Genomic DNA, 19,606 nt, shown 5'->3' on the forward strand with positions numbered 1-19,606 from the left:
GTGGGCCTCGCCCGCTACATCGGCAAGCGCGCGGTGCGCCTGGTCCTGTCGTTGATCGCGGTCTCGATCCTGACGTTCACCCTGCTGCAGCTCGCGCCCGGCAACTTCGCCGATCTGCAGCGGGTGAACAGCGGCGCCACGAACTTCGGCGGCGTCGGCACCGAGTCGATGGTCGGCGAGCTCGAGTCCCGGTACGGCGCCGACGTACCGGTCTGGAAGCAGTACCTGATCTTCATGAAGGGCGCTGTCGTCTGGGACTTCGGGCCGTCGTACAAGTACGCCAGCCGCAACGTCCAGGACATCATCTCGGAGGCGTTCCCGGTGTCGGCGACGCTAGCGCTGCTAGCGGTTCTGCTCGCGCTGCTGATCGCCGTACCGATCGGGGTGTTCGCGGCGTTGCGGCAGAACACCAAGTCCGACCACGCGACGATGTTCGCCGTTACTCTCGGGCACGCCTTGCCGAGTTATCTGACTGCGGCGTTCATGATCCTGTTGTTCTCCGCGACCCTGAAGCTGTTGCCGTCCGGCGGCTGGAACGGCCCGGAGGACCTGATCCTGCCGGTGCTCGCGCTCAGCCTCGGCCCGGCCGCGGTGTTGGCGCGGTACGTGCGATCAAGCATGTTGGAGACCCTCCGCGAGGAGTACGTCACCGCGGCGCTGGCCAAGGGCGGTCCGCGGCGGACCGTCATCATCCGGCACGCGCTGCGCAACTCGCTCATTCCGCTCGTCACCGTGGCCGGGCCGCTGCTGGCAGCGCTGATGACCGGCACGGTGTTCGTCGAGGCACTGCTCCGGATCCCCGGTCTCGGGTTGTACTTCGCGAACGCGGCGGCCAGCCGGGACATGCCGTTGCTGATGGGTACGGCGATGTTCTTCGCGCTGATCCTGATGGTGACCAACCTGGTCGTGGACCTGATCTACGGGCTCCTCGATCCCCGAATCCGTACCGTGGGAGGTGGGTCCCATGACGGCCACTGAGGGCGTCGAGGCCGTGGTCGGCACCATGAGTACCGGCGAACCGGAGCCGATCGAACGCGGAACGACGGCGCGCGGTCCCTGGGCGCGCGCATGGTCCCGGTTTCGCAAGCACCGGCTGGCTTTCGGCAGCCTGATCTTCTGCGCGTTGCTGATCCTCACGGCGATCGCGGCGCCGCTGATCGCGCCGTACGGCTATGAGGAAACCGACATCCAGCACAAGCTGGCGGGACCCGGTTCACCGGGGCACCTGCTCGGCACAGACCTGCTCGGGCGGGACATCCTCAGTCGGCTGATCTACGGTCTGCAGACGGCGTTGACCGTGGCGTTCGGTGCTGAGTTGACGGCACTCGTTCTGGCGTTGGCGATCGGGCTGCTCGCGGGCTATCTCGGCGGCCGGGTCGAATCGTTGCTGATGGCATTCACCGACGTGATGTACGCGTTCCCCAGCTACCTGTTCGCGGTCGTGATGGTCACCGTGCTCGGGCGCAGCATCTTCGCGCTGGTGGTCGCGATCGGGATCGCGTCGTGGGTCACCCAGGCGCGGCTGGTCCGGGCCCAGGTGATGACGCTGAAGGAACGCGAGTACGTCGAGGCCGCCCGGTCGATGGGCGCCAAGGGCAGCACGATCGCGATCCGGTACATCCTGCCGAACGCGATCGGGCCGATCCTGGTCACCACCAGCTTCGCGATCCCAGCCGCGATCGCCGCCGAGGCAGGGCTGGCGCTGCTAGGTCTCGGCGTACAGCCGCCGACTCCGTCCTGGGGCGCGATGATCAGTGAGGGCAGCCGGTACCTGCTGGCGGCGCCGCACATGCTCGTCGCGCCGGCAGTCCTGTTCGCCCTTACCCTGCTGGCGTTCACGTGGATCGGCGACGGCGTACGGGATGCATTCGATCCAAGTGGAGAGCAGCGATGAGCGAAGATGCGTTGCTGTCCGTTCGCGAGTTGCGGACGACGTTCCGGCGCGATGGCGCCGAGCCGCTGACGGCGGTCGACGGCGTGTCGTTCGACGTACGACGTGGCCAGGCGCTGGCGATCGTCGGCGAGAGCGGTAGCGGCAAGAGCGTCACGATGCGCAGTGTGATGGGCATCCTGCCGCGGACCGCGCGGATCACCGGTGGACAGGCGCTGTTCGGCGGCCGGGACCTGTTGGCGATCGGCGACAAGGAGCTGCGGAAGGTTCGCGGCCGCGACATCGCGATGGTGTTCCAGAGCGCGATGGAGGCGATGAACCCGACGCTGACGTTGGAGCGCCAGCTCACCGAACACCTGCTCTGGCACGGGATCTGCAACAAGGCCGAAGCGCGCAAACGTGCGGTTCGGGCGCTTGGCGATGTCGGTATCCCCGACCCGGAGAAGCGGATCCGCACGTACCCGTTCCAGCTGTCCGGTGGCATGCGGCAGCGGGCGATGATCGCGATGGCGATGGTGACGGAGCCCGCGCTACTGATCGCCGACGAGCCGACGACCGCCGTCGACGTGACTGTGCAGCGGCAGATCCTCGACCTGCTGGCGGAGCTGAAGAACCGCGGCACCGGCGTCATCATGATCACCCACGACCTCGGTGTCGCCCGCTACTTCTGCGACGACGCGGTGGTCATGTACGCCGGTCGCGTGGTCGAGCGGGCGCCGATGGGACGGTTGCTCGACGATCCGCGTCATCCGTACAGCGTCGGCCTGCTCGGGTCCGGGGTCGAGGTCGGCGGTCGCGACCTGCCGTTGCGGCCGATCCCGGGGAGTCCGCCCGACCTGTCCCATCGTCCTGAGGGCTGTCCGTTCCATCCGCGGTGTGCGCAGGCCGAACTGCCCAGGTGCGGAACGGAGCAAGAGATTCTGACGATCGGTCCCGGTCGGGATGCCGCGTGCTGGAAGGTGGCCGTCGATGCCTGACGAACTGGTCCGTGCCGAGTCCGTGACGAAGGTCTTCCGGAGCCGTGCCGGGGAGGTCCGCGCAGTCGACGACGTCTCGCTGACGGTGCATCGCGGCGAGACGCTCGGCCTGGTTGGCGAAAGCGGCAGTGGCAAGTCCACGATGGCGCGGCTGATGATGGGCCTGCAGGCCCCGACGTCGGGGCGGGTCGAGTTCGACGGACAGGACCTGAGCAAGCTGCCGGCTCGTGAGCTGCGGATGTTGCGGCCGCGGATGCAGATGGTGTTCCAGAACCCGTACGGCTCGCTGCTGCCGCATTTCAGCGCTATCGGCAACGTGATGGAGCCATTGCGTCTGCACGAACGGGGTGACAAGGAGTCCCGGCGTACCAAGGCGCTCGAACTGCTTGACCTGGTCGGCATCAACACCGGTCACGCGGAGCTGTACCCCCGGCAGTTCTCCGGCGGTCAGCAGCAACGTATCGCGATCGCCCGCGCGCTGGCCCTCGAACCCGACCTGTTGGTCTGCGACGAGCCGACCTCGTCCCTGGACGTCTCGATCCAGGCCCAGATCCTCGAACTCTTCACCGACCTACGCGACCGCCTGGGCCTGTCGTTCCTGTTCATCTCCCACAACCTCGCAGTAGTAGAACGCCTCGCCGACCGCGTAGCAGTCATGAACAAAGGCCGCGTAGTCGAGGAGAGCACCACCGAGGCCCTCTTCCGCGCCCCCCAAGACGACTACACCAAACAACTCCTCACCGCCGTACTCCCCATCCGCCAGGCCTCAGACTTGTAGAAGCCCCCGCGTGCTACGCAGTCGTTCCTCGTCGCTCCGCTCCTCGTCACGCCAGCTACGCGCGCTCCCACCACCCCCGGCTTAGCGCCGGAGTATCCGTTTCCGGCTGGCGCCGGGAGCTGTCGGCTGCCGCCGACGAGTTGCGGGCTACCGCCCGCGAGCGACGGCTAAGGCAGCATGATGACTTGGGCAGATCGCGGTGACTCGGCTCGTGCGCGTGCCGGTAGGCCGCCGTCTACAACGGGCCGGATCTGTACCTGGACGGCTCTTCGGGCCGGCGTGATCGGGCTCGGGGTGGGGAGGGTTTCTGCCCGTTCTGGGTAGGTAATCCTCCCCAGGTCACGGTTCTCTGGCTCGGTGGCGGTTTGTAGCCCGCAGATGGTCGCACCACCCGACAGTCACTGGTCGAGACAGGCGCTGGCGTCGGTGATCGGGACTGGGGATAGGGAACGGTTACTGGGGACTGGCTATTGCATGTCTCCAGTCACCGGGGGCTGTCTCCACCACCGTCGAGCCGAGCTAGCTGGCGGTGGTGATCGCGTTGGTGAGGGTGGTGGCTAGGGCTTGGGTTTGGGGTTCTGTGGTTAGTAGGTAGGGCTGGGGGAGCCAGATGGTGTCGGTGGAGACTTGGTCGGCGTTCGGGCAGGCCGTCTCGGGGTAGGGCTGGCCTAGGCGGGTGGTGATTGCTTTGGCTTCTTGGAGTACGGCGGTGTTGCGGTGGAGGGGGACGTAGCCGCTGGATGCTCGGGTGATGCCCGCGGCGGCGAGGGACTGGAGTACGGCGTCGCGGCGGCCGGGGACTCGGAGCATGAACAGGTGGCGGCCGTGTGCGGTGATCGCCGGGTCCTCCGGGGCGAGTTGGATGCCGTCGACGTCGGACAGCAGGTCCGTCAGTAGTCGCGCGTTACGTTCGCGCAGTTCCTGCAGGCGCGGGTGACGCCGCAGCTGGACCCGCAGAATCGCCGCCTGGAACTCGGTCAGCCGCAGGTTGTACCCGACCGCCTCGTGCTGGTACCAGCCACCGCCCGGCACCCGGCCGACGTTCACCAGCGAGTACACCGAGCCCGCCAACTCCGCGGAGTCGGTGAGTACGGCGCCGCCCTCGCCGGCGGTGATGTTCTTGCTGCTCTGGAAGCTGAACGTGCCAAGATCACCGATCGCGCCGACCGACCGGCCCTTGTACGCCGCCCCGTGCGCCTGGGCCGCGTCCTCGATGATCGTCAGCCCGTGCTTGGCGCCGAGCGCGTTGAAGGCGTCCATGTCCGCCGGCCGACCCGCGAGGTGCACGACGACGATCGCCTTGGTCCGCTCGGTGATCGCAGCCTCGGCCGCAACCGGGTCGAGGAGATGCGTATCCAGATCCACGTCGGCGAAGACCGGCACCGCACCCACGAACAGCGCCGCGGAGGCGGTCGCGATGAACGTGTACGGCGGAACGATCACCTCGTCGCCAATACCGACACCGGCGGCCCGCAGCGCCACCGCGATCGCCAGCGTCCCGTTGGCGAGGCAGATCGCATGCCCCGCCTGCTGGTACTCCGCGAACTCCTCCTGGAACGTGGCGACGACATCCCCACTGGTGCTACCCCACTTCCCCGAGTTCAGCACCTCCAGCAGGGCCTTCGCCTCTTCATCGCCGTACTCCGGCCACTCCGGCATACCAGACATCATGGTGTGATCACCCATCTGTTGTCTCCGGCAACGATATCCGTGGTCAGTTCGACGAAGGTCCGGCCGAGCCGTACCACCGCCTGGGCCGAACCCTTGCCCTCTTTCACAACAGGCGTAGCACTGGGTACGGCGATCAGCACCGCAGCGCCAGGCACCGCCTCCAAGGCCTCAGCTCGTACGGCGAGACCGTCCGGGTGCGGCTCGACCGACAGCACGACTCCACGCCTGCTGCGCTCCCAGCCGTTGATCCGAGAGGCCGTCCACCATGGCATCCCACGCCGTCGGGCCTCCGCGGCGAGCTCGATACACGCCGCCCGGGTCGGCGGCCGCAGGTGCAGGTGCGGACCGTGGAACAGGAAGTGCGCAACGCCGTGCACCGACTGCGCGCCGTCCAGGATCACGTCCCGAACGGAGGCGTGCCCGGCCCAAGCGAGATCCTGGGTGTGCAGCGGCAGGTTGAGGACGTCGTACATCCGGTTGTTCTCAGCAACCGGTGCCATCGGGAACGAGACGTGCGAGGCGCCGAACGTGAAGCCCACATCACCTTGTTTACTGGGCCCGCGCGATTCGTCGATCTGGATGCCGAGCCGTTCGCACCAGGTGTAGAACTCGGTCCAGCCCTCCCAGCGGGTGTAGTGGTTCTTGTTCGAGACGATCTGCTCGGTCCCGGTCACGGCCTGCGCCCACGCGTACTGAGCCCGCATGAACGGCCAACCCCAGACCGCGAGGTCCGCGTCGCCCATCGCGTTGTAATGCAGGGCGTTCTCGTGCCCGGCCGCGGTGATCGCCTCATAGAGCTCGGGGGAATATCCGCCCGGGAACACATGGCACCACGTGACCTGTACGTCGGCCTCGGCGAACGCATCGATCGCCGCCTGACCGTGTTCCTCGACGTTCTGGTCGGAATCGTGCGACATGTGTGCGACGGCGTCGACGCCCGCCGGCCAGTACCAGAGCCAAGGCACCGACGCGCCGGCCTCTGAAGTGCCCCACCACAGGCTCTGCGCGAACAACGAGCACCACCAGTCGGCCTGCGGCTGGTCGAACATCGGTACGGCGCTCGGCGGCGGATAGGTGTGCTCGTACGTCGGGAGCAGCTCCGGCTCACCCGGTGGCATCGCCCGGTCCTGCTCGAAGCTGAGCACCATCCCGTCCTCGCACTTGAGGACGCCGTCGTCGATCGGTGCGGTGCCGTCGGCGGCCGGTGCACCGTCGGCGGTGACGGCGTACCCCTGCTGGATCCGGACGATGGTCTGCCAGAGGTCGACGCCGTACGTCAGCACGACGCCCGCGTCGAGCCGCCGGAGGGTGACCGCGGCCGCGTCGTCGTCCTGCCAGCGGGCGAGTGTCTCGACATCCTGGCCTGTGAGTCGATGACCGCCGACGGCATGCAGTGCGACCGATGGGCGGGAGGACCAAACGGGGGTTTCGGACAGTACGACGTGGCCGTCCGGGACGCTGTCGCCCGCCGATACACCCGCGAGCGCGGAGAGCGGACCGGGATCGCCGACGAGGATCAGCACGCCACCTTCGCGCACCCACTGCTCGAGACCGTCGGCGGAGTCGTCAGGAGTGGTCGCGTAGACCAGCACGGATGCGTCGCCGGGCGCTTCGCTGGGGGAGATCGACCGATAGGGGAGCCGCAGGTGTCCGAGCACCTCGGCCAGGTAGGCCCACCAGGCGTCCTGATCCGCCTGGTGGGCCCGCTCGGTCGCCGCCCGGCTGTCCACTACTGCGACTGCATCAAGGGGTTCTGGCACGCGACCAACCCTGCCCCAGGCGTCCTTCTTCGGCAAGACCTAAATAGCTGTTATGGACGACCGTAATAACTAACGCGGGATCTTCTCGACCAGCAGCTGGTACGGGCGTGGTGGTCGGCCGAGCTTGCTCGAGCGGGGTGGGGGCATCGGCCAGGCCAGGCCTTCGTCGACCAGCGTGCTCAGTGTTCGGCGGGCTGTGCGCAGTGTGACGCCGAGGAGTTCGGCGACCTTTTCCGCGTCGACGATCCGCTCGGTGTCGTTCGCGTTCTCCAGTTGCTCGGCCAGCGTGGCCAGGATCTGGAGCCCGCGCGAGTCCGTCTGCACCGGGCGTTCGGCGGCACGCGTGCGCTCACCCGGGACCTGCAGTACGAAGCCGTGCGGCCCGACCACGAACGCGGTGCCGCCACCAGCGGCCTTGTCGACGGCGGACTGCGCGTTCACCTCCGCCTCGCGGGTCGACGTACCGAGCCCGATGCCGACCTCGAGCCGGATCCCCAGCTCCTCGGAGATCCGGTCCAGGAACGGCGCCATCGACAGGTTGTCGGTTGCCAGCCGCAACGAGCCCATCGTCGTGACGATCAGGAAACTGTGCTCGTCACGCGGCACCACCGCCGCGTCCATCGGCCGGGCGTCGCGCAGCAGTTCGCGGTGCAGCGACAGCCGCAACTCCTGGTACCAGTACGCGCTGGCGCTCGCATGCGCCGGCAGCGACGCGGCGGGCACCCGGACGATCATCGTGACGATCCGGGACTCCTCGAGCTTGGCGCCGCTGCCCATCAGGATCGCCGTGGTCAGCGCCTGCCGGATCGTCATCGACGACGGCGTCATCCGCAGGGTCGGTACGCCGGCCTTGCGCAGCGCCACGTCGACGGTCGGCACCGTCGTCACCGCCCCGGTGGTCCGGCCGCGCTCGTGCAGGGTGCGGTGGAAGTCGAGAAACGTCTCGGCCGACTCCGGGCCGGTGTACTCCTTCAGCCGTACGCCGGACGCGCTCAGGCCGATCTCTTCGTAGACGTGCGTGAGATCGCGCCGCGACATCGTGTCGACGCTGATCCGGGCCGGATCGAAGACCTTCTCGAGCACGCCACGAAGCAGGGTCGAGAACAACGCGGGTCCGCCGCTCGGCACGTACGTCGCCGGTACCGGCAGGCCGCCCGCGACCGCTACGTCATACGGCAGCGGGCCCGCGAACAGGAAGGAGTCGACCCGGGACGCGATCCGGGCGGCCTGTTCGTGCGCGTCGTGCTCGTCGGCGTACTGGGAGGTGACCAGTCGCAGGCCGGGGTTGTCCAGCTCGCGGGCCAGGTTGATGATCCGGTGCACGATCTGCTCGGCGCCGACAACGCCGACCGTCACCTGTTCGTGGGTCGCCACTCCGTCAGGTTAACGGGGTGGGTCGACGTTGACCGTCGGGATGCCGCCACCCGCCCGGGCGATGATCGCCAGGGACGGGTCGTCGGTGGGGTTGCTCTCGCGGTGCACGGTGAAGGCCGGTACGTGCACGAAGTCGCCGGCGACCGCGTCGAGGTACTCGTCGGTGCCCTCGAACTCGAGCCGCAGTACCCCTGACACGATGTAAAGACTGCTCTCGTTCCGGTCGTGGTGGTGCCAGCCGGAGATCGCGCCGGGCTGCGTGATGACCTGGCCGGCCCACAGGATCGGGAGCTCGAAGGCTCGCATCCGGAGCATGCCGGCTGTCGGGTCGGCGGCGACCAGGTCACCAGCCTTGATCACACGGACCGGCTCACTCATGGAAACAGTCTGCCTCTGCGCGAGTCGCTCCGGCTATCAGGGGCGGCGCGTAGGGTTCGGTTATGGCGAGGATTGTGTTGCGGATCCGGCTGACCAGCGGCGACCACCTGGATGTCGAGTACGAGGAACCCGGGGCGGCGGACGACGTGACTGTTCAGCACGCCGTCACAGCACTTGCGAGTGATACCGGAATGCTGCGGTGCAGACATGGGGACCGGGAACTCGTGCTGTACTCCCGCGGAGTCGCCGCCATCGAAATCGCGCCCCGAGGCGCGGTCCTGTAAGCGGGCGTCAGCCCTCCAGGGTCAGTTCCGCGGGTAGGCCGCGTCGACTTCTACCTCGACGAGCCAGCCGCCGACCGGGAGGTTCTCGATCTCCAGGGCGAAGCGGGACGGGCGCGCCTTGTTGACCACGAACGGTTTCGCGGGCGCCGCCGTACCGAGGGGGACGGGGACGTACGCGCCGGTGGTGAGGTCGGTGTTCGCGAAGTACTGGCGGTACGCGCGGTTCCACCCGGCGAAGTCGGCGACCGTCGCGCCGGCCGGGTTCTGCAGGAAGACCCGCATCGTGTAGACGTCGGCGTAGGACAGCCCGGCGGCCGCGAGGTTCTCGCCGATCCGCCGGAGTGCGTTGATCCCTTGGGCCTCGGTGATGGTGACGCCCGCGGGTAACGTCCCGCCCGGGAAGATCGCGGTGTCGATGTACGACGCCTCGGACCCGGCCGGGGCGCCGGTGTTGAGCGCCGACGGCCCGAGCCCACTCGTCTTGTAGACGGGGGTGTTGGCGCCGATCCCGACACCGCTCGCGATCATCGGGTTGGACTGCCCGGCGGGTAGGGCGGGGACGACGGTGCCGGGTTTCGGCGGCTTCGGCCGGTCCCACCAGCCGACCGCCGTACCGGCACCGGCGGTGAACGACACGACCAACGCGACGGAGCCTGCAATCCACGAGGTGCGCTTCATCGGCTCGCCACCCTGCTGTGCAGCGCGGTCACGGCCGCGCGGGCGGACACCATCGCACCGTGCTGCCAGGCGATGGCGTGCGACAGATGGTCGCCGGCGAAGTAGATGTTGCCGGTGGCATCGAGCAGCCGGGCATAGATCCCGTCGGTCTGCGACGGCCAACTGACCCAGGACGCCTCGGAGTACTTGGTGCCCGTCCAGTTCACCGAGAACGACGCCTTCACGTCCTTCGTGTAGACGTCACCGTGCATCTTGGCGCCTTGCATCAGCGCGCGCTGCAGCCGGGCCGCCGGTGTCAGAGCGCCGTACGTGTTGGCGTTGGCGCCGGTGTTGTAGTAGCCGATCACCGTGCCGCGGTCGCCGTGGAACCCGGACGACGGGTACCAGGTGTTCACCGTGTCGAGGCTGCTGTTGGTGATGCCGCCGTAGATCCGGTGGTCCTCCTCCCACCAGCGGCGGCCGTACTCGATGCCGATCTTGCCCGCGTTCGTCGGGCGGGCGTACTTGAGTGCCTCGACGATCGGCGCGGGAAGGTTGGACGGGACCTTCGCGGCCAGGTGCGGCGGCAGCGTGCAGATCGCGAAGTCCGCGGTGATCATCTTGGTCCGCGACCCGGTCTTGTAGGTGACCTGGACACCGTTGCCGGTGTTGGTCAGCCCGGTCACCTCGGCGCCGTACCGGATCTTGTCCTTACCGACGGCCCGCTCGAACGCGTACGGGATCCGGTCCATCCCGCCGACCGGCTGGAACATCATCACTGCCTGGTCCCAGCCGAACTCGAACGAGAAGTAGTTGCCGACACCGCTGGCGAAGACGTCACCGAGTGCGTACGGCGCGGCCGTCGTACCGCCCTCCATTCCGGCGCCTGGGTCGATCGTGTAACCGCGACGGCCGTCGGTCCCGGTGTAGGCGAACCCGGAGGCCTTGTTCCCGATCGAGCCGAAGCTGCTCAGGAATCCGATCAGCGCCTCCTTGTCGGTCGCGGTCAGCATGGCGTCGAGCGCGCCCTGATCGGCAGCTGTGGCGAGCAGTTCGGCGACGTAGCCGTACACGTCGGCCTTGGCGGTGCGGTGCCGGATCGCCTTGTTCGACAGGCTTGTCGTGCCTTCGCGGTAGAGATACGCATCCGCGTTCTGGTTGACGAACGGCTCGATCGCGACGCCGAGCTCGCGGCAGTAGTCGAGCGTCACGTGGTGCTGCGGCAGCCGCGCCGGCCCGGCGTTCATGTACTGACCGGGTGAGAACGTTGCGCGCTGGGTGTTGCCGGCCAGATCCGTCTCGACGGTGCCGCCGCGAACGGTCCAGTTACGGCCGCCCGGGCGCTGGCGGGCCTCGAGCAGGGTGACCTTGTAGCCGGCCTTCAGGAGTTCGTACGCCGACGTGAGTCCGGCGATCCCGGCGCCGAGGACGACCACGTGCTTGGCGCCGCGGCCGTTGAGATCGGCCCGCGACGGAGCGGCGTACGCGGGAGTCTCCGCGACGCCCGTGAGGCCGAGCGCCGACATGGTGGAGTAGAGCACGCCCGCTCCACCGGTGATTCCGACCTGCTGCAGGAATTGACGACGTGTTTGCGCCATACCTTCTCCTCACTGGGCAACTGGGTAGCTGACCAGAAAGGTAAGGACATGGTGTTTTCGGTGCGTGACAGGACCGTAACGTATTGACGCTCGTACTGACAGGTATGTTTCGGGTTAACGAACCTGTTGGAGCATCGCCTTCGCCGCGCCCGCGATCTCCGTGTAGACGCCGGGCTTGCCGGGTTGGGCGCAGCCCTGGCCCCAGGAGACGACGCCGAGCAGTCGGCCGTTCAGGACGAGTGGACCGCCGGAGTCGCCCTGGCACGCGTCGGTGCCGCCCGCGAGGTAGCCGGCGCAGACGTTGGTCGCAGCGGCGTACCCGTTGGAGACGTAGCTCTTGACGCCCAGGCAGGTCTTGTCGCCGAGGTCCGGTACGGCGGCCTTCTGCAGGGTCTCGTCCGGCCCGGTGTCCTGTGTGTCACCCCAGCCGTAGACAGTCGGCACGGCACCGGTCCGGTCGGCTCGCGCACGGGTCTCCAGCGGCAGTACCGGTACGCCGATGAACGGCTTCGCCAACGTCAGCACCGCAACGTCGTACCTGTGGTCCTTCGTGTTGTAGCCCGGGTGGACCCATGCCTTGCTGATCGCCGACACCCGCCCGACCGAGCCGTCCGCGAGGTCCGCCCGCCCCTGGACCGCGTAGTACGTCGACACCGGCTCGTCGATGCAGTGTGCGGCCGTCACGATCTTGTTCGGTGCCACCAGGGCGGCTCCGCAGTACCGGCCGCTCGATGACATGGACTGTGTGTTGTTCAAGGCGATCGCCCACGGCGCCTCGGTCGTGCTCGCCACCGTTCCCCCGACGACCACCGGCTTCGCGCCTGCCGTGACAACCAGCAGAACCCCGACAAGAAGTACAGCCCGCTTCAGCATTCCATCACCCTACGTGCGACAACGATCGCAGTAGGTTAGCGAACCTCCGGGCGTACGGGCGCTTGGAGGCTCCCGTAGCGCTCCATGCGCTGCCAGCGGAGTCTCGTGCCGGCCAGTGCGGTGAAGACCGACTGGATGACCACCAGGTACATCAGCTGCCGGTAGACGAACTGCTGCAACGGCAGCGTCCACAGCGGCCCGGCCCGCTCCCCGTCCAGCCGGAACGCGTAGAAGCCCATGGCCACCTGCAGTACGACGAAGCCGCCCCAGACCGCCAGCACCCGGACCGGGTTGAGGAACACCAGGCCGTAGATCGCGAACACGTCCACTACAGGTGCCAGCAGTGGCAGCAGCACCTGGAAGAGCATGAGGTAGGTCAGACCCCGACGGCCGAACTTCCCGGCTCGACCTCCCTGCACCATCGCCCCGCGGTGCTTCCACATGGCTTGGAGCGTCCCGTAGCACCAGCGGTACCGCTGCCGCCACAGTGCACCCAGTGACGCCGGCGCCTCGGTCCACGCCACCGCACTCTCCTCGTAGACCACCCGCCACCCGTCCCGGCACAGTGCCATCGTCAGGTCGGTGTCCTCGGCCAGCGTCACGTCACTCAGTCCGCCGATCCGCTCCAGCGCCGTACGGCGGAACGCTCCGACAGCACCAGGCACGGTGGGCATGCACTCGGCGAGGTCGAACAACCGGCGGTCCAGGTTGAACCCGATCACGTACTCGATGTGCTGCCAGCGACCGAGCAGACCGCGCCGGTTGCCCACCTTTGCGTTGCCCGACACCGCTCCGACGGAAGGGTGCCCGAACGGCTGGATGAGCTTGCGGACCGCGTCCGGCTCGAACACGGTGTCGCCGTCGACCATCACGATGAGCTCGAACCGCGCCGCGCGCAGTCCGGTGTTCAGCGCGATCGGCTTGCCCGCGTTGGCCTGGCGGATCACGCGGACCCCGGGGATGTGCAGTGCTTCGACAAGGTCCGCCGTACCGTCCGTCGACCCGTCGTCGACGACGATGACCTCCAGCGGGTGGTCCGACGCCACAAGGGAGCGGATCGCGGCCTCGATACCTGCACTCTCGTTGTACGCCGGAACGATGACACTGACCGGTTCTGTCACCGGGGGTCCGTAGCTCCAGCCACGCATCTTCACGTGCCGTCTGGCCGCGATGACCGTGGTGATCGCGCGCAGCACGCTCAGCGCGCCGGCGGCGTACAGCAGCCAGCCGATCAGGGCCATCACGGCGTCGCTGATCCGCATCACCCAGATCACTGCGAGACCGCGACCGCGGTCCAGCACACTCGCCTTACGGGTGGGGTCCGGCAGACCGACCGAGTCGCTGACCGTAGCGAACCGGAAGCCGCGGGCCTTCAGCCGGGGGAGCAGTTTGCTCAGTGCCTCGACGGTCTGGCTGCGGTCACCGCCGGCGTCGTGCATCAGCAGCACCTGTCCGGCTGTGCTGCGCGGCATCGAGTTGGCAATGACCTGTGCGGTCCCGGGCTTACGCCAGTCCTCACTGTCCTGGCTGGTCAGCACTGCCAGGTACCCAGCTTCACGGGTCTCCTGGAGTGCCTTCCAGTCGCGGTCGGTCAGGGCGCTCGGCTCGGAGGAGTACGGCGGCCGGAGCAGCGTCGTACTGACGCCTGTGGCACCGGCGAGGATCAGTTGGCTCTGCTTGAGCTCCAGCGAGCGTCGCCAGGAGGAGGCGGTCGACAGGTTCGCGTGAGTGAAGCTGTGCACTGCGATCTGGTGACCTTCGGCCACGATCCGGCGGGCCAGATCGGGGTGCGCGGCGACCGCGGTACCCACGACGAAGAACGTCGCGTGCACCTTCTGTGCCCGCAGTAGGTCCAGGATCTTGGGAGTCCAGACCGGATCGGGGCCGTCGTCGAAGGTGAGCGCGATGGTGCGGGCCTTCGGTGACACGGATCTGGGAGTGCCGTCACCGGCGTCGATGACCGGTCCGCCGGTGACGATCTGCCGCGGGACCGTTCCGGATCCACCGGTCGGCTGGACCGCGCCGTCGGGCGCCGTACCGAACATGTGGTGCGTGTAGCCGTTGAGCAAAAGCATGCTGGCCAGGCAGACCAGCAGCATGGTCAGCACGATCCAATGGGTTCGGAGCGGGACCTGCTTGGCTCGGCGCGCGACCGGTCTGCTCACGGGGCGGTCGGCGTCTTGGTCTTACCGGGCGGAGCGGTTGGCTTGTTGCCGTGCGTCGTGGTGGTCGTCGCCGTCGGTGTGGGGGTAGCGGTCGTCGGCGAGTTCGTCCGGCCGGGCGGTGTGGTCGCGGTCGTCGTCGGAGCAGTCGTCGGTACGACGGTCGGCGGCGGCACCGGAGTCACCGGCGGGATGCTCGTCGGGACGGTCGTCGGTCCGGACGTCGGTACGTCGGTGGGGGTCGTCGACGGCGTCTGCGCGGTGGAGTTCGGCCCGTCACCCGGCGTACTGGACGTGTTCGTCGGTCGGGCCGTTTCGATGGCGATTTCGGCCGGCGGAGCGGTCGGCCGGTGCTTGGGCTTGGCCGCCTCGGGAAGCGGGATGAGCGGCGTGTCCATCCGCGGCCCGCCGAGAAGACTACTGGCCATGAGGACGAGGTAACCGACGGTAGGTACAGCGAGGAAGGCGCCAGTTCTGCGGATGGTGCGACGGCGACGCCCGGTCGAGTCCAGGAAGACCGGCCGCCGGGCGGAATGCGGCTTCACAAGCGCGAGAGCTTAGCCGAATCGAGTCAGAATTGGGACGTTACAAGTCTTGCAGCTTCCTGCAAGCCCTTCCCCGGTGAATTCTCGCAACCGAAACACCCGGCGGTGCAGTGGCCGGGGGCGGGGGTGGCTACTGTCGTCAGGTGCAGAAATGGCCTGGTCGTCCTTACCCTCTCGGCGCCACGTACGACGGCGCCGGGACGAACTTCGCGGTGTTCTCGGAAGTTGCCGATCGAGTGGACCTGTCGCTGATCGGCGACGACGGAACCGAGCAGCTGGTGCAGCTGACCGAGGTGGACGGGTTCGTGCACCACGCCTACCTCCCGGGAGTGCAGCCGGGACAGCGCTACGGCTTCCGGGTGCACGGGCCGTTCAGCCCCGCCGAAGGCGACCGGTGCAACCCGTCCAAGCTGCTGCTGGACCCGTACGCGAAGGCTGTCGACGGGCAGATCGACGGTGACGAGTCGCTGTTCAGCTACCGGTTCGCGAAGCCGGACGAACTGAACACCATGGACAACCGCGAGCACACGATGCTCTCGGTGGTGACCAACCCGTTCTTCGACTGGGGCAACGACCGCCCGCCGGGCCACGCGTACCACGAGACCGTGATCTACGAGGCGCACGTCAAAGGCCTCACCAAGACACATCCGGGGCTGCCGGACAACATCCGCGGCACGTACGCCGGGATCGGCCACCCGGCTGTCATCGAGCACCTCAAGGAGCTCGGGGTGTCCGCGATCGAGCTGATGCCGGTGCACCAGTTCGCCCAGGACGGCCACCTGCAGGAGCTCGGCCTGTCGAACTACTGGGGCTACAACACGATCGGCTTCTTCGCGCCGCACAACGCCTACTCGTCGACCGGCACCCGCGGTCAGCAGGTGACCGAGTTCAAGGCGATGGTGAAGGCGCTGCACGAGGCCGACATCGAGGTGATCCTCGACGTCGTCTACAACCACACCGCCGAGGGGAACGAGTTCGGTCCGACGCTGTCGTTCAAGGGCATCGACAACGCGGCGTACTACCGCCTGGTCGACCAGGACAAGTCGCACTACTACGACACCACCGGCACCGGCAACAGCCTGCTGATGCGGCACCCGCACGTGCTGCAGCTGATCATGGACTCGCTGCGCTACTGGGTCACCGAGATGCACGTCGACGGCTTCCGCTTCGACCTCGCGGCCACGCTGGCCCGCCAGTTCCACGAGGTCGACCGGCTGTCGGCGTTCTTCGACCTGGTCCAGCAGGACCCGGTGGTGAGCCAGGTGAAGCTGATCGCCGAGCCGTGGGACGTGGGCGACGGCGGTTATCAGGTGGGCAACTTCCCGCCCCTGTGGACGGAGTGGAACGGTAAGTACCGCGACACCGTGCGGGACTTCTGGCGGGGCGAGCAGTACACCCTGGCCGAGTTCGCCTCCCGGCTGACCGGCTCGTCGGACCTGTACCAGGACGACAGCCGCCGCCCGCTGGCCAGTATCAACTTCGTCACCGCCCACGACGGCTTCACGCTGCGCGATCTCGTGTCCTACAACGAGAAGCACAACGAGGCGAACGGCGAGGGCGGCAAGGACGGCGAGAGCCACAACCGCTCCTGGAACTGCGGTGTCGAGGGCGCGACGGACGACCCCGAGGTACTGCGACTGCGCGCCAAGCAGCAGCGCAACATCCTCACCACGCTGCTGATCTCGCAGGGCGTGCCGATGATCGCGCACGGCGACGAGCTGGGCCGGACGCAGAGCGGCAACAACAACGTCTACTGCCAGGACAACGAGATCGCCTGGGTGGACTGGGGGCTCGGCGAGCCGCAGAAGCACCTGCTGGAGTTCACCCGGTCCGTGGTCCGCCTGCGCAACAACCACCCGGTGCTGCGCCGCCGCCGCTTCTTCCACGGCGACACGGGCATCGACGGACTCGGCGACCTGGTCTGGTTCGCGCCGAAGGGCGCCGAGATGCAGAACGGCGACTGGACGCAGAACGACGCCCGGGCGATCGCGGTCTTCCTGAACGGCGACGCGATCTCCGAACCGGACCTCCGCGGCGAGCCCGTGGTCGACGACTCGTTCCTGATCCTCCTGAACAGCAACTACGAGCCGGTCGACTTCCTTCTCCCGCCCGAGGAGTACGGCGAGAACTGGACAGTCGTCGTCGACACGACGAGTGCGACCGGCGCCGGCGTCGACGAGCCACATGCCGCCGGAACGACGGTCCAACTGGAGGCCCGCTCCACCCTGGTCCTGACCCGCCCGAGGCAGGCGGCCGGATGACGGCGGTCCCGCAGGCCACCTACCGGTTCCAGCTCCGCGGCGAGTTCGGCTTCGACGCCGCCGCCGCGGTGGTCCCGTACCTGGCCGGCCTCGGGATCTCCCACGCGTACCTCTCCCCGATCCTGCAGGCCGCACCCGGTTCCACCCACGGGTACGACGTGGTCGACCACAGCCGGCTGTCCGAGCCGATGGGCGGGCGCCCCGCGTTCGACCGGTTGTCCGCGCAGCTCACCGAGCACCGCATGGGTGCGATCGCGGACGTCGTACCCAACCATGTCGCCGTACCGACGCCGGAGAGCCTGAACAAGGCGCTGTGGTCGGTGCTGCGGCTCGGGCCTGGTTCGCAGTACGCGGACTGGTTCGACGTCGACTGGGGTGCGGGGAACCAGCCGTTGCTGATGGCGGTGCTGGGGCAGCGGATCGGCAAGGTGCTGGCGGACGGCGAGTTGTCGGTCGACGGCGACGTACTGCGGTACTACGAGCACGAGTACCCGCTGCGGCCGGGGACCGAGGAGCTGCCGATCCAGGAGCTTGTCACCGAGCAGTGGTACCGCCTCGCGCACTGGCGGGTCGCTGACGAGGAGCTGAACTACAGACGGTTCTTCGACGTCGACACGCTCGCCGCAGTACGTCAGGAGACGCAGGAGGTCTTCGACGCGACACATCAGCTCCTGCTCGCGCTGTTGAACGAGGGCAAGCTCACCGGCTATCGGATCGACCACCCGGACGGCCTGGCGGACCCGCGCGGCTACCTGCGTCGACTGGCCGAGCGCACTGGCGGCGCCTGGGTCGTGGTGGAGAAGATCCTGGAAGGCGACGAGCAGCTCCCGCGTGACTGGCCCTGCGCCGGCACCACCGGGTACGACGCCCTGCTGCGCGTCGGCGGGCTGTTCGTGGACCCTGCTGGTGCTGCACCGCTTGCAGCACTGCACTCGGAGCTCACCGGCGCACCGGCCGACTTCGGGCCTGTTGTGGAGGAAGCGAAGCGCGAGATCGTCCGGCACGGGCAGTACGCCGAGGTGCATCGACTGGTCGAGTTGCTGGCGCGAATCTGCCAGGACGACGTACGACTGCGTGATCACACCAGGCGGGCGTTCCACGAGGTTGTGGCCGAGCTACTGGTCCAGTTCGACGTCTACCGCGCGTACGTCGTACCAGGTGAAGAGGCGCCCGCTGCTGCGGCTGTTGCGATGGAGCGTGCGGCCGAGAAGGCACGGGCCAATCTCGACGAGGACAGGCAGGCGACGCTCGACGTAGTACTGCACCTCCTGCTGGGACGTGAGACGAACGCGATCGACGAGCAGGCACGCGCAGAGCTGATCGTGCGCTTCCAGCAGACCTGTGGGCCGGTGATGGCCAAGGGCGTCGAGGACACCGCGTTCTACCGATGGCTGCGGCTCACGTCGCTCAACGAGGTCGGTGGGGACCCGGAGCACTTCGGCGTCACGCCGGAGGAGTTCCACGCGTACGCCGCTCAGCTGAACCAGCACTGGCCCAAGACGATGACCACGCTGTCCACTCACGACACCAAGCGCTCTGAGGACGTCCGCGCGCGTCTCGGCGTACTGTCCGAGCAGCCGGCGGCCTGGTCGGAGGCGGTGCGTGAGTGGCGCCGGCTCTCTGAAGACCACCGGAGCCCGTTGCTGGACGGCAGCACGGAGTACCTGTTCTGGCAGACGCTCTTCGGCGCTTGGCACGACGGACCACTCGCTGAGGACCGTCTACAGGCCTACCTTCTCAAGGCGATCCGCGAAGCGAAGAGGCACACGAGCTGGATCTCTCCGGACGACGAGTACGAGCAGACCGTCGCAGCCTTCGCTACAGCAGTCCTGCACGACGACACCGTGCTCGATTCGGTACGTCGCTTTGCAGACGAGCAGACCGACTACGTGCGCGCAGCCACGCTCGGACAGAAGCTGGTGCAGCTGACGATGCCCGGCGTACCGGACGTGTATCAGGGCACCGAACTGGTCGATCTGTCCCTCGTGGATCCCGACAACCGACGTCCTGTGGACTACGAGCAGCGCATCGATCGGCTGCAGCGTCTGGATGACGGCGGCAAGCCGGAGGACCTGTCCGACGAGAAGCTGCTCGTCACGTCACGAGCGCTTCGCCTCCGCCGGCAGTACCCAGTCGCCTTTGCCGGCAGCTATACGCCGCTCCCGACGTCGAACGGACATGCGGTTGCGTTCGCTCGCGGAGACGCGGTCATCACGGTGGCGACCAGGCTGCCGGCCGCACTGCAGCGTCTGGGCGGTTGGGGCGAGAGCACGGTGGTCCTGCCGAGCGGCCAGTGGAAGAACGTGCTGACCGGCCGCGACGTCGGTAGCGGTGCCTCCCGGATCGTCGACCTGCTGAGTGACCTGCCGGTTGCCCTGCTGGTCAGGAGTTGACAGC

Annotated in this window: 16 protein-coding genes; 7 read left to right on the forward strand and 9 right to left on the reverse strand. The window is 67.9% G+C overall.

The genetic code is table 11. The annotated features are described in order from the left end of the window. The 4 genes from OHB24_RS14995 to OHB24_RS15010 are packed head-to-tail and all read left to right on the forward strand — an operon-like array spanning window position 1 to window position 3,646. Window positions 1–978 carry an ABC transporter permease gene (locus tag OHB24_RS14995; RefSeq protein WP_327639618.1) on the forward strand — a complete coding sequence of 326 codons (978 nt, stop codon included), beginning with the start codon at window positions 1–3 and terminating at the stop codon, window positions 976–978. Further along, on the forward strand, window positions 965–1,894 hold the full coding sequence (locus OHB24_RS15000) for an ABC transporter permease (protein ID WP_327639620.1): 930 nt from the start codon (window positions 965–967) through the stop codon (window positions 1,892–1,894). Before OHB24_RS14995 ends, OHB24_RS15000 begins: the two co-directional genes overlap by 14 nt. Next, window positions 1,891–2,868: an ABC transporter ATP-binding protein gene (locus OHB24_RS15005; RefSeq protein WP_327639621.1), complete on the forward strand. Its 978-nt coding sequence runs from the start codon at window positions 1,891–1,893 to the stop codon at window positions 2,866–2,868. The genes OHB24_RS15000 and OHB24_RS15005 overlap by 4 nt, the downstream gene beginning before the upstream one ends. Continuing rightward, complete coding sequence (locus OHB24_RS15010; RefSeq protein ID WP_327639622.1) at window positions 2,861–3,646, forward strand: ABC transporter ATP-binding protein; 786 nt, start codon at window positions 2,861–2,863, stop codon at window positions 3,644–3,646. Before OHB24_RS15005 ends, OHB24_RS15010 begins: the two co-directional genes overlap by 8 nt. 519 nt (window positions 3,647–4,165) lie before the next feature. Here the strand turns inward: OHB24_RS15010 and OHB24_RS15015 are convergent. From OHB24_RS15015 to OHB24_RS15030, 4 genes are all read right to left on the reverse strand, one after another. Further along, window positions 4,166–5,305 carry a DegT/DnrJ/EryC1/StrS family aminotransferase gene (locus OHB24_RS15015; protein ID WP_327639623.1) on the reverse strand — a complete coding sequence of 380 codons (1,140 nt, stop codon included), beginning with the start codon at window positions 5,303–5,305 and terminating at the stop codon, window positions 4,166–4,168. Between the two features lie 8 nt (window positions 5,306–5,313). Then, window positions 5,314–7,077 (reverse strand): hypothetical protein, encoded by a 1,764-nt coding sequence (locus OHB24_RS15020; protein ID WP_327639624.1) that lies wholly within the window; start codon window positions 7,075–7,077, stop codon window positions 5,314–5,316. 69 nt (window positions 7,078–7,146) lie between these two features. Then, window positions 7,147–8,451 carry a hypothetical protein gene (locus OHB24_RS15025; RefSeq protein WP_327639625.1) on the reverse strand — a complete coding sequence of 435 codons (1,305 nt, stop codon included), beginning with the start codon at window positions 8,449–8,451 and terminating at the stop codon, window positions 7,147–7,149. Window positions 8,452–8,460: 9 nt separating this feature from the next. Continuing rightward, on the reverse strand, window positions 8,461–8,829 hold the full coding sequence (locus tag OHB24_RS15030) for a cupin domain-containing protein (RefSeq protein ID WP_130388645.1): 369 nt from the start codon (window positions 8,827–8,829) through the stop codon (window positions 8,461–8,463). 62 nt (window positions 8,830–8,891) lie between these two features. On the opposite strand from OHB24_RS15030, the gene OHB24_RS15035 reads away from it, so the two are divergent. Further along, window positions 8,892–9,113 carry a hypothetical protein gene (locus tag OHB24_RS15035; protein WP_327639626.1) on the forward strand — a complete coding sequence of 74 codons (222 nt, stop codon included), beginning with the start codon at window positions 8,892–8,894 and terminating at the stop codon, window positions 9,111–9,113. 21 nt (window positions 9,114–9,134) lie between these two features. Here the strand turns inward: OHB24_RS15035 and OHB24_RS15040 are convergent, their stop codons facing one another. The 5 genes from OHB24_RS15040 to OHB24_RS15060 form a co-directional block, all read right to left on the reverse strand. Continuing rightward, entirely contained in the window at window positions 9,135–9,791 is a 657-nt protein-coding gene (locus OHB24_RS15040; protein WP_327639627.1) for a Rid family hydrolase, read from the reverse strand. Then, window positions 9,788–11,368: a flavin monoamine oxidase family protein gene (locus tag OHB24_RS15045; protein WP_327639628.1), complete on the reverse strand. Its 1,581-nt coding sequence runs from the start codon at window positions 11,366–11,368 to the stop codon at window positions 9,788–9,790. Before OHB24_RS15045 ends, OHB24_RS15040 begins: the two co-directional genes overlap by 4 nt. A 114-nt stretch (window positions 11,369–11,482) precedes the next feature. Continuing rightward, window positions 11,483–12,241 carry a S1 family peptidase gene (locus OHB24_RS15050; RefSeq protein ID WP_327639629.1) on the reverse strand — a complete coding sequence of 253 codons (759 nt, stop codon included), beginning with the start codon at window positions 12,239–12,241 and terminating at the stop codon, window positions 11,483–11,485. 35 nt (window positions 12,242–12,276) lie between these two features. Beyond that, on the reverse strand, window positions 12,277–14,406 hold the full coding sequence (locus OHB24_RS15055; RefSeq protein ID WP_327639630.1) for a bifunctional polysaccharide deacetylase/glycosyltransferase family 2 protein: 2,130 nt from the start codon (window positions 14,404–14,406) through the stop codon (window positions 12,277–12,279). Next, entirely contained in the window at window positions 14,403–14,831 is a 429-nt protein-coding gene (locus OHB24_RS15060; protein ID WP_327639631.1) for a hypothetical protein, read from the reverse strand. Before OHB24_RS15060 ends, OHB24_RS15055 begins: the two co-directional genes overlap by 4 nt. A gap of 260 nt (window positions 14,832–15,091) precedes the next feature. On the opposite strand from OHB24_RS15060, the gene glgX reads away from it, so the two are divergent. Beyond that, window positions 15,092–17,209 carry a glycogen debranching protein GlgX gene (gene glgX, locus OHB24_RS15065; RefSeq protein ID WP_327639632.1) on the forward strand — a complete coding sequence of 706 codons (2,118 nt, stop codon included), beginning with the start codon at window positions 15,092–15,094 and terminating at the stop codon, window positions 17,207–17,209. Next, complete coding sequence (gene treY / locus OHB24_RS15070) at window positions 17,206–19,602, forward strand: malto-oligosyltrehalose synthase (RefSeq protein ID WP_327639633.1); 2,397 nt, start codon at window positions 17,206–17,208, stop codon at window positions 19,600–19,602. Before glgX ends, treY begins: the two co-directional genes overlap by 4 nt. Window positions 19,603–19,606 lie beyond the last annotated feature (4 nt).

The organism is Kribbella sp. NBC_00482 (assembly GCF_036013725.1).
Classification (GTDB): domain Bacteria; phylum Actinomycetota; class Actinomycetes; order Propionibacteriales; family Kribbellaceae; genus Kribbella.

Bases quoted from the DNA above. Each gene is read 5' to 3' on its own strand.
- OHB24_RS15000 (WP_327639620.1), top strand. From the start codon at position 965: ATGACGGCCACTGAGGGCGTCGAGGCCGTGGTCGGCACCATGAGTACC.
- OHB24_RS15005 (WP_327639621.1), top strand. From the start codon at position 1,891: ATGAGCGAAGATGCGTTGCTGTCCGTTCGCGAGTTGCGGACGACGTTC.
- OHB24_RS15010 (WP_327639622.1), top strand. From the start codon at position 2,861: ATGCCTGACGAACTGGTCCGTGCCGAGTCCGTGACGAAGGTCTTCCGG.
- OHB24_RS15015 (WP_327639623.1), bottom strand. From the start codon at position 5,305: ATGCCGGAGTGGCCGGAGTACGGCGATGAAGAGGCGAAGGCCCTGCTG.
- OHB24_RS15030 (WP_130388645.1), bottom strand. From the start codon at position 8,829: ATGAGTGAGCCGGTCCGTGTGATCAAGGCTGGTGACCTGGTCGCCGCC.
- OHB24_RS15035 (WP_327639626.1), top strand. From the start codon at position 8,892: ATGGCGAGGATTGTGTTGCGGATCCGGCTGACCAGCGGCGACCACCTG.
- OHB24_RS15040 (WP_327639627.1), bottom strand. From the start codon at position 9,791: ATGAAGCGCACCTCGTGGATTGCAGGCTCCGTCGCGTTGGTCGTGTCG.
- OHB24_RS15045 (WP_327639628.1), bottom strand. From the start codon at position 11,368: ATGGCGCAAACACGTCGTCAATTCCTGCAGCAGGTCGGAATCACCGGT.
- OHB24_RS15050 (WP_327639629.1), bottom strand. From the start codon at position 12,241: ATGCTGAAGCGGGCTGTACTTCTTGTCGGGGTTCTGCTGGTTGTCACG.
- OHB24_RS15060 (WP_327639631.1), bottom strand. From the start codon at position 14,831: ATGGCCAGTAGTCTTCTCGGCGGGCCGCGGATGGACACGCCGCTCATC.
- treY (WP_327639633.1), top strand. From the start codon at position 17,206: ATGACGGCGGTCCCGCAGGCCACCTACCGGTTCCAGCTCCGCGGCGAG.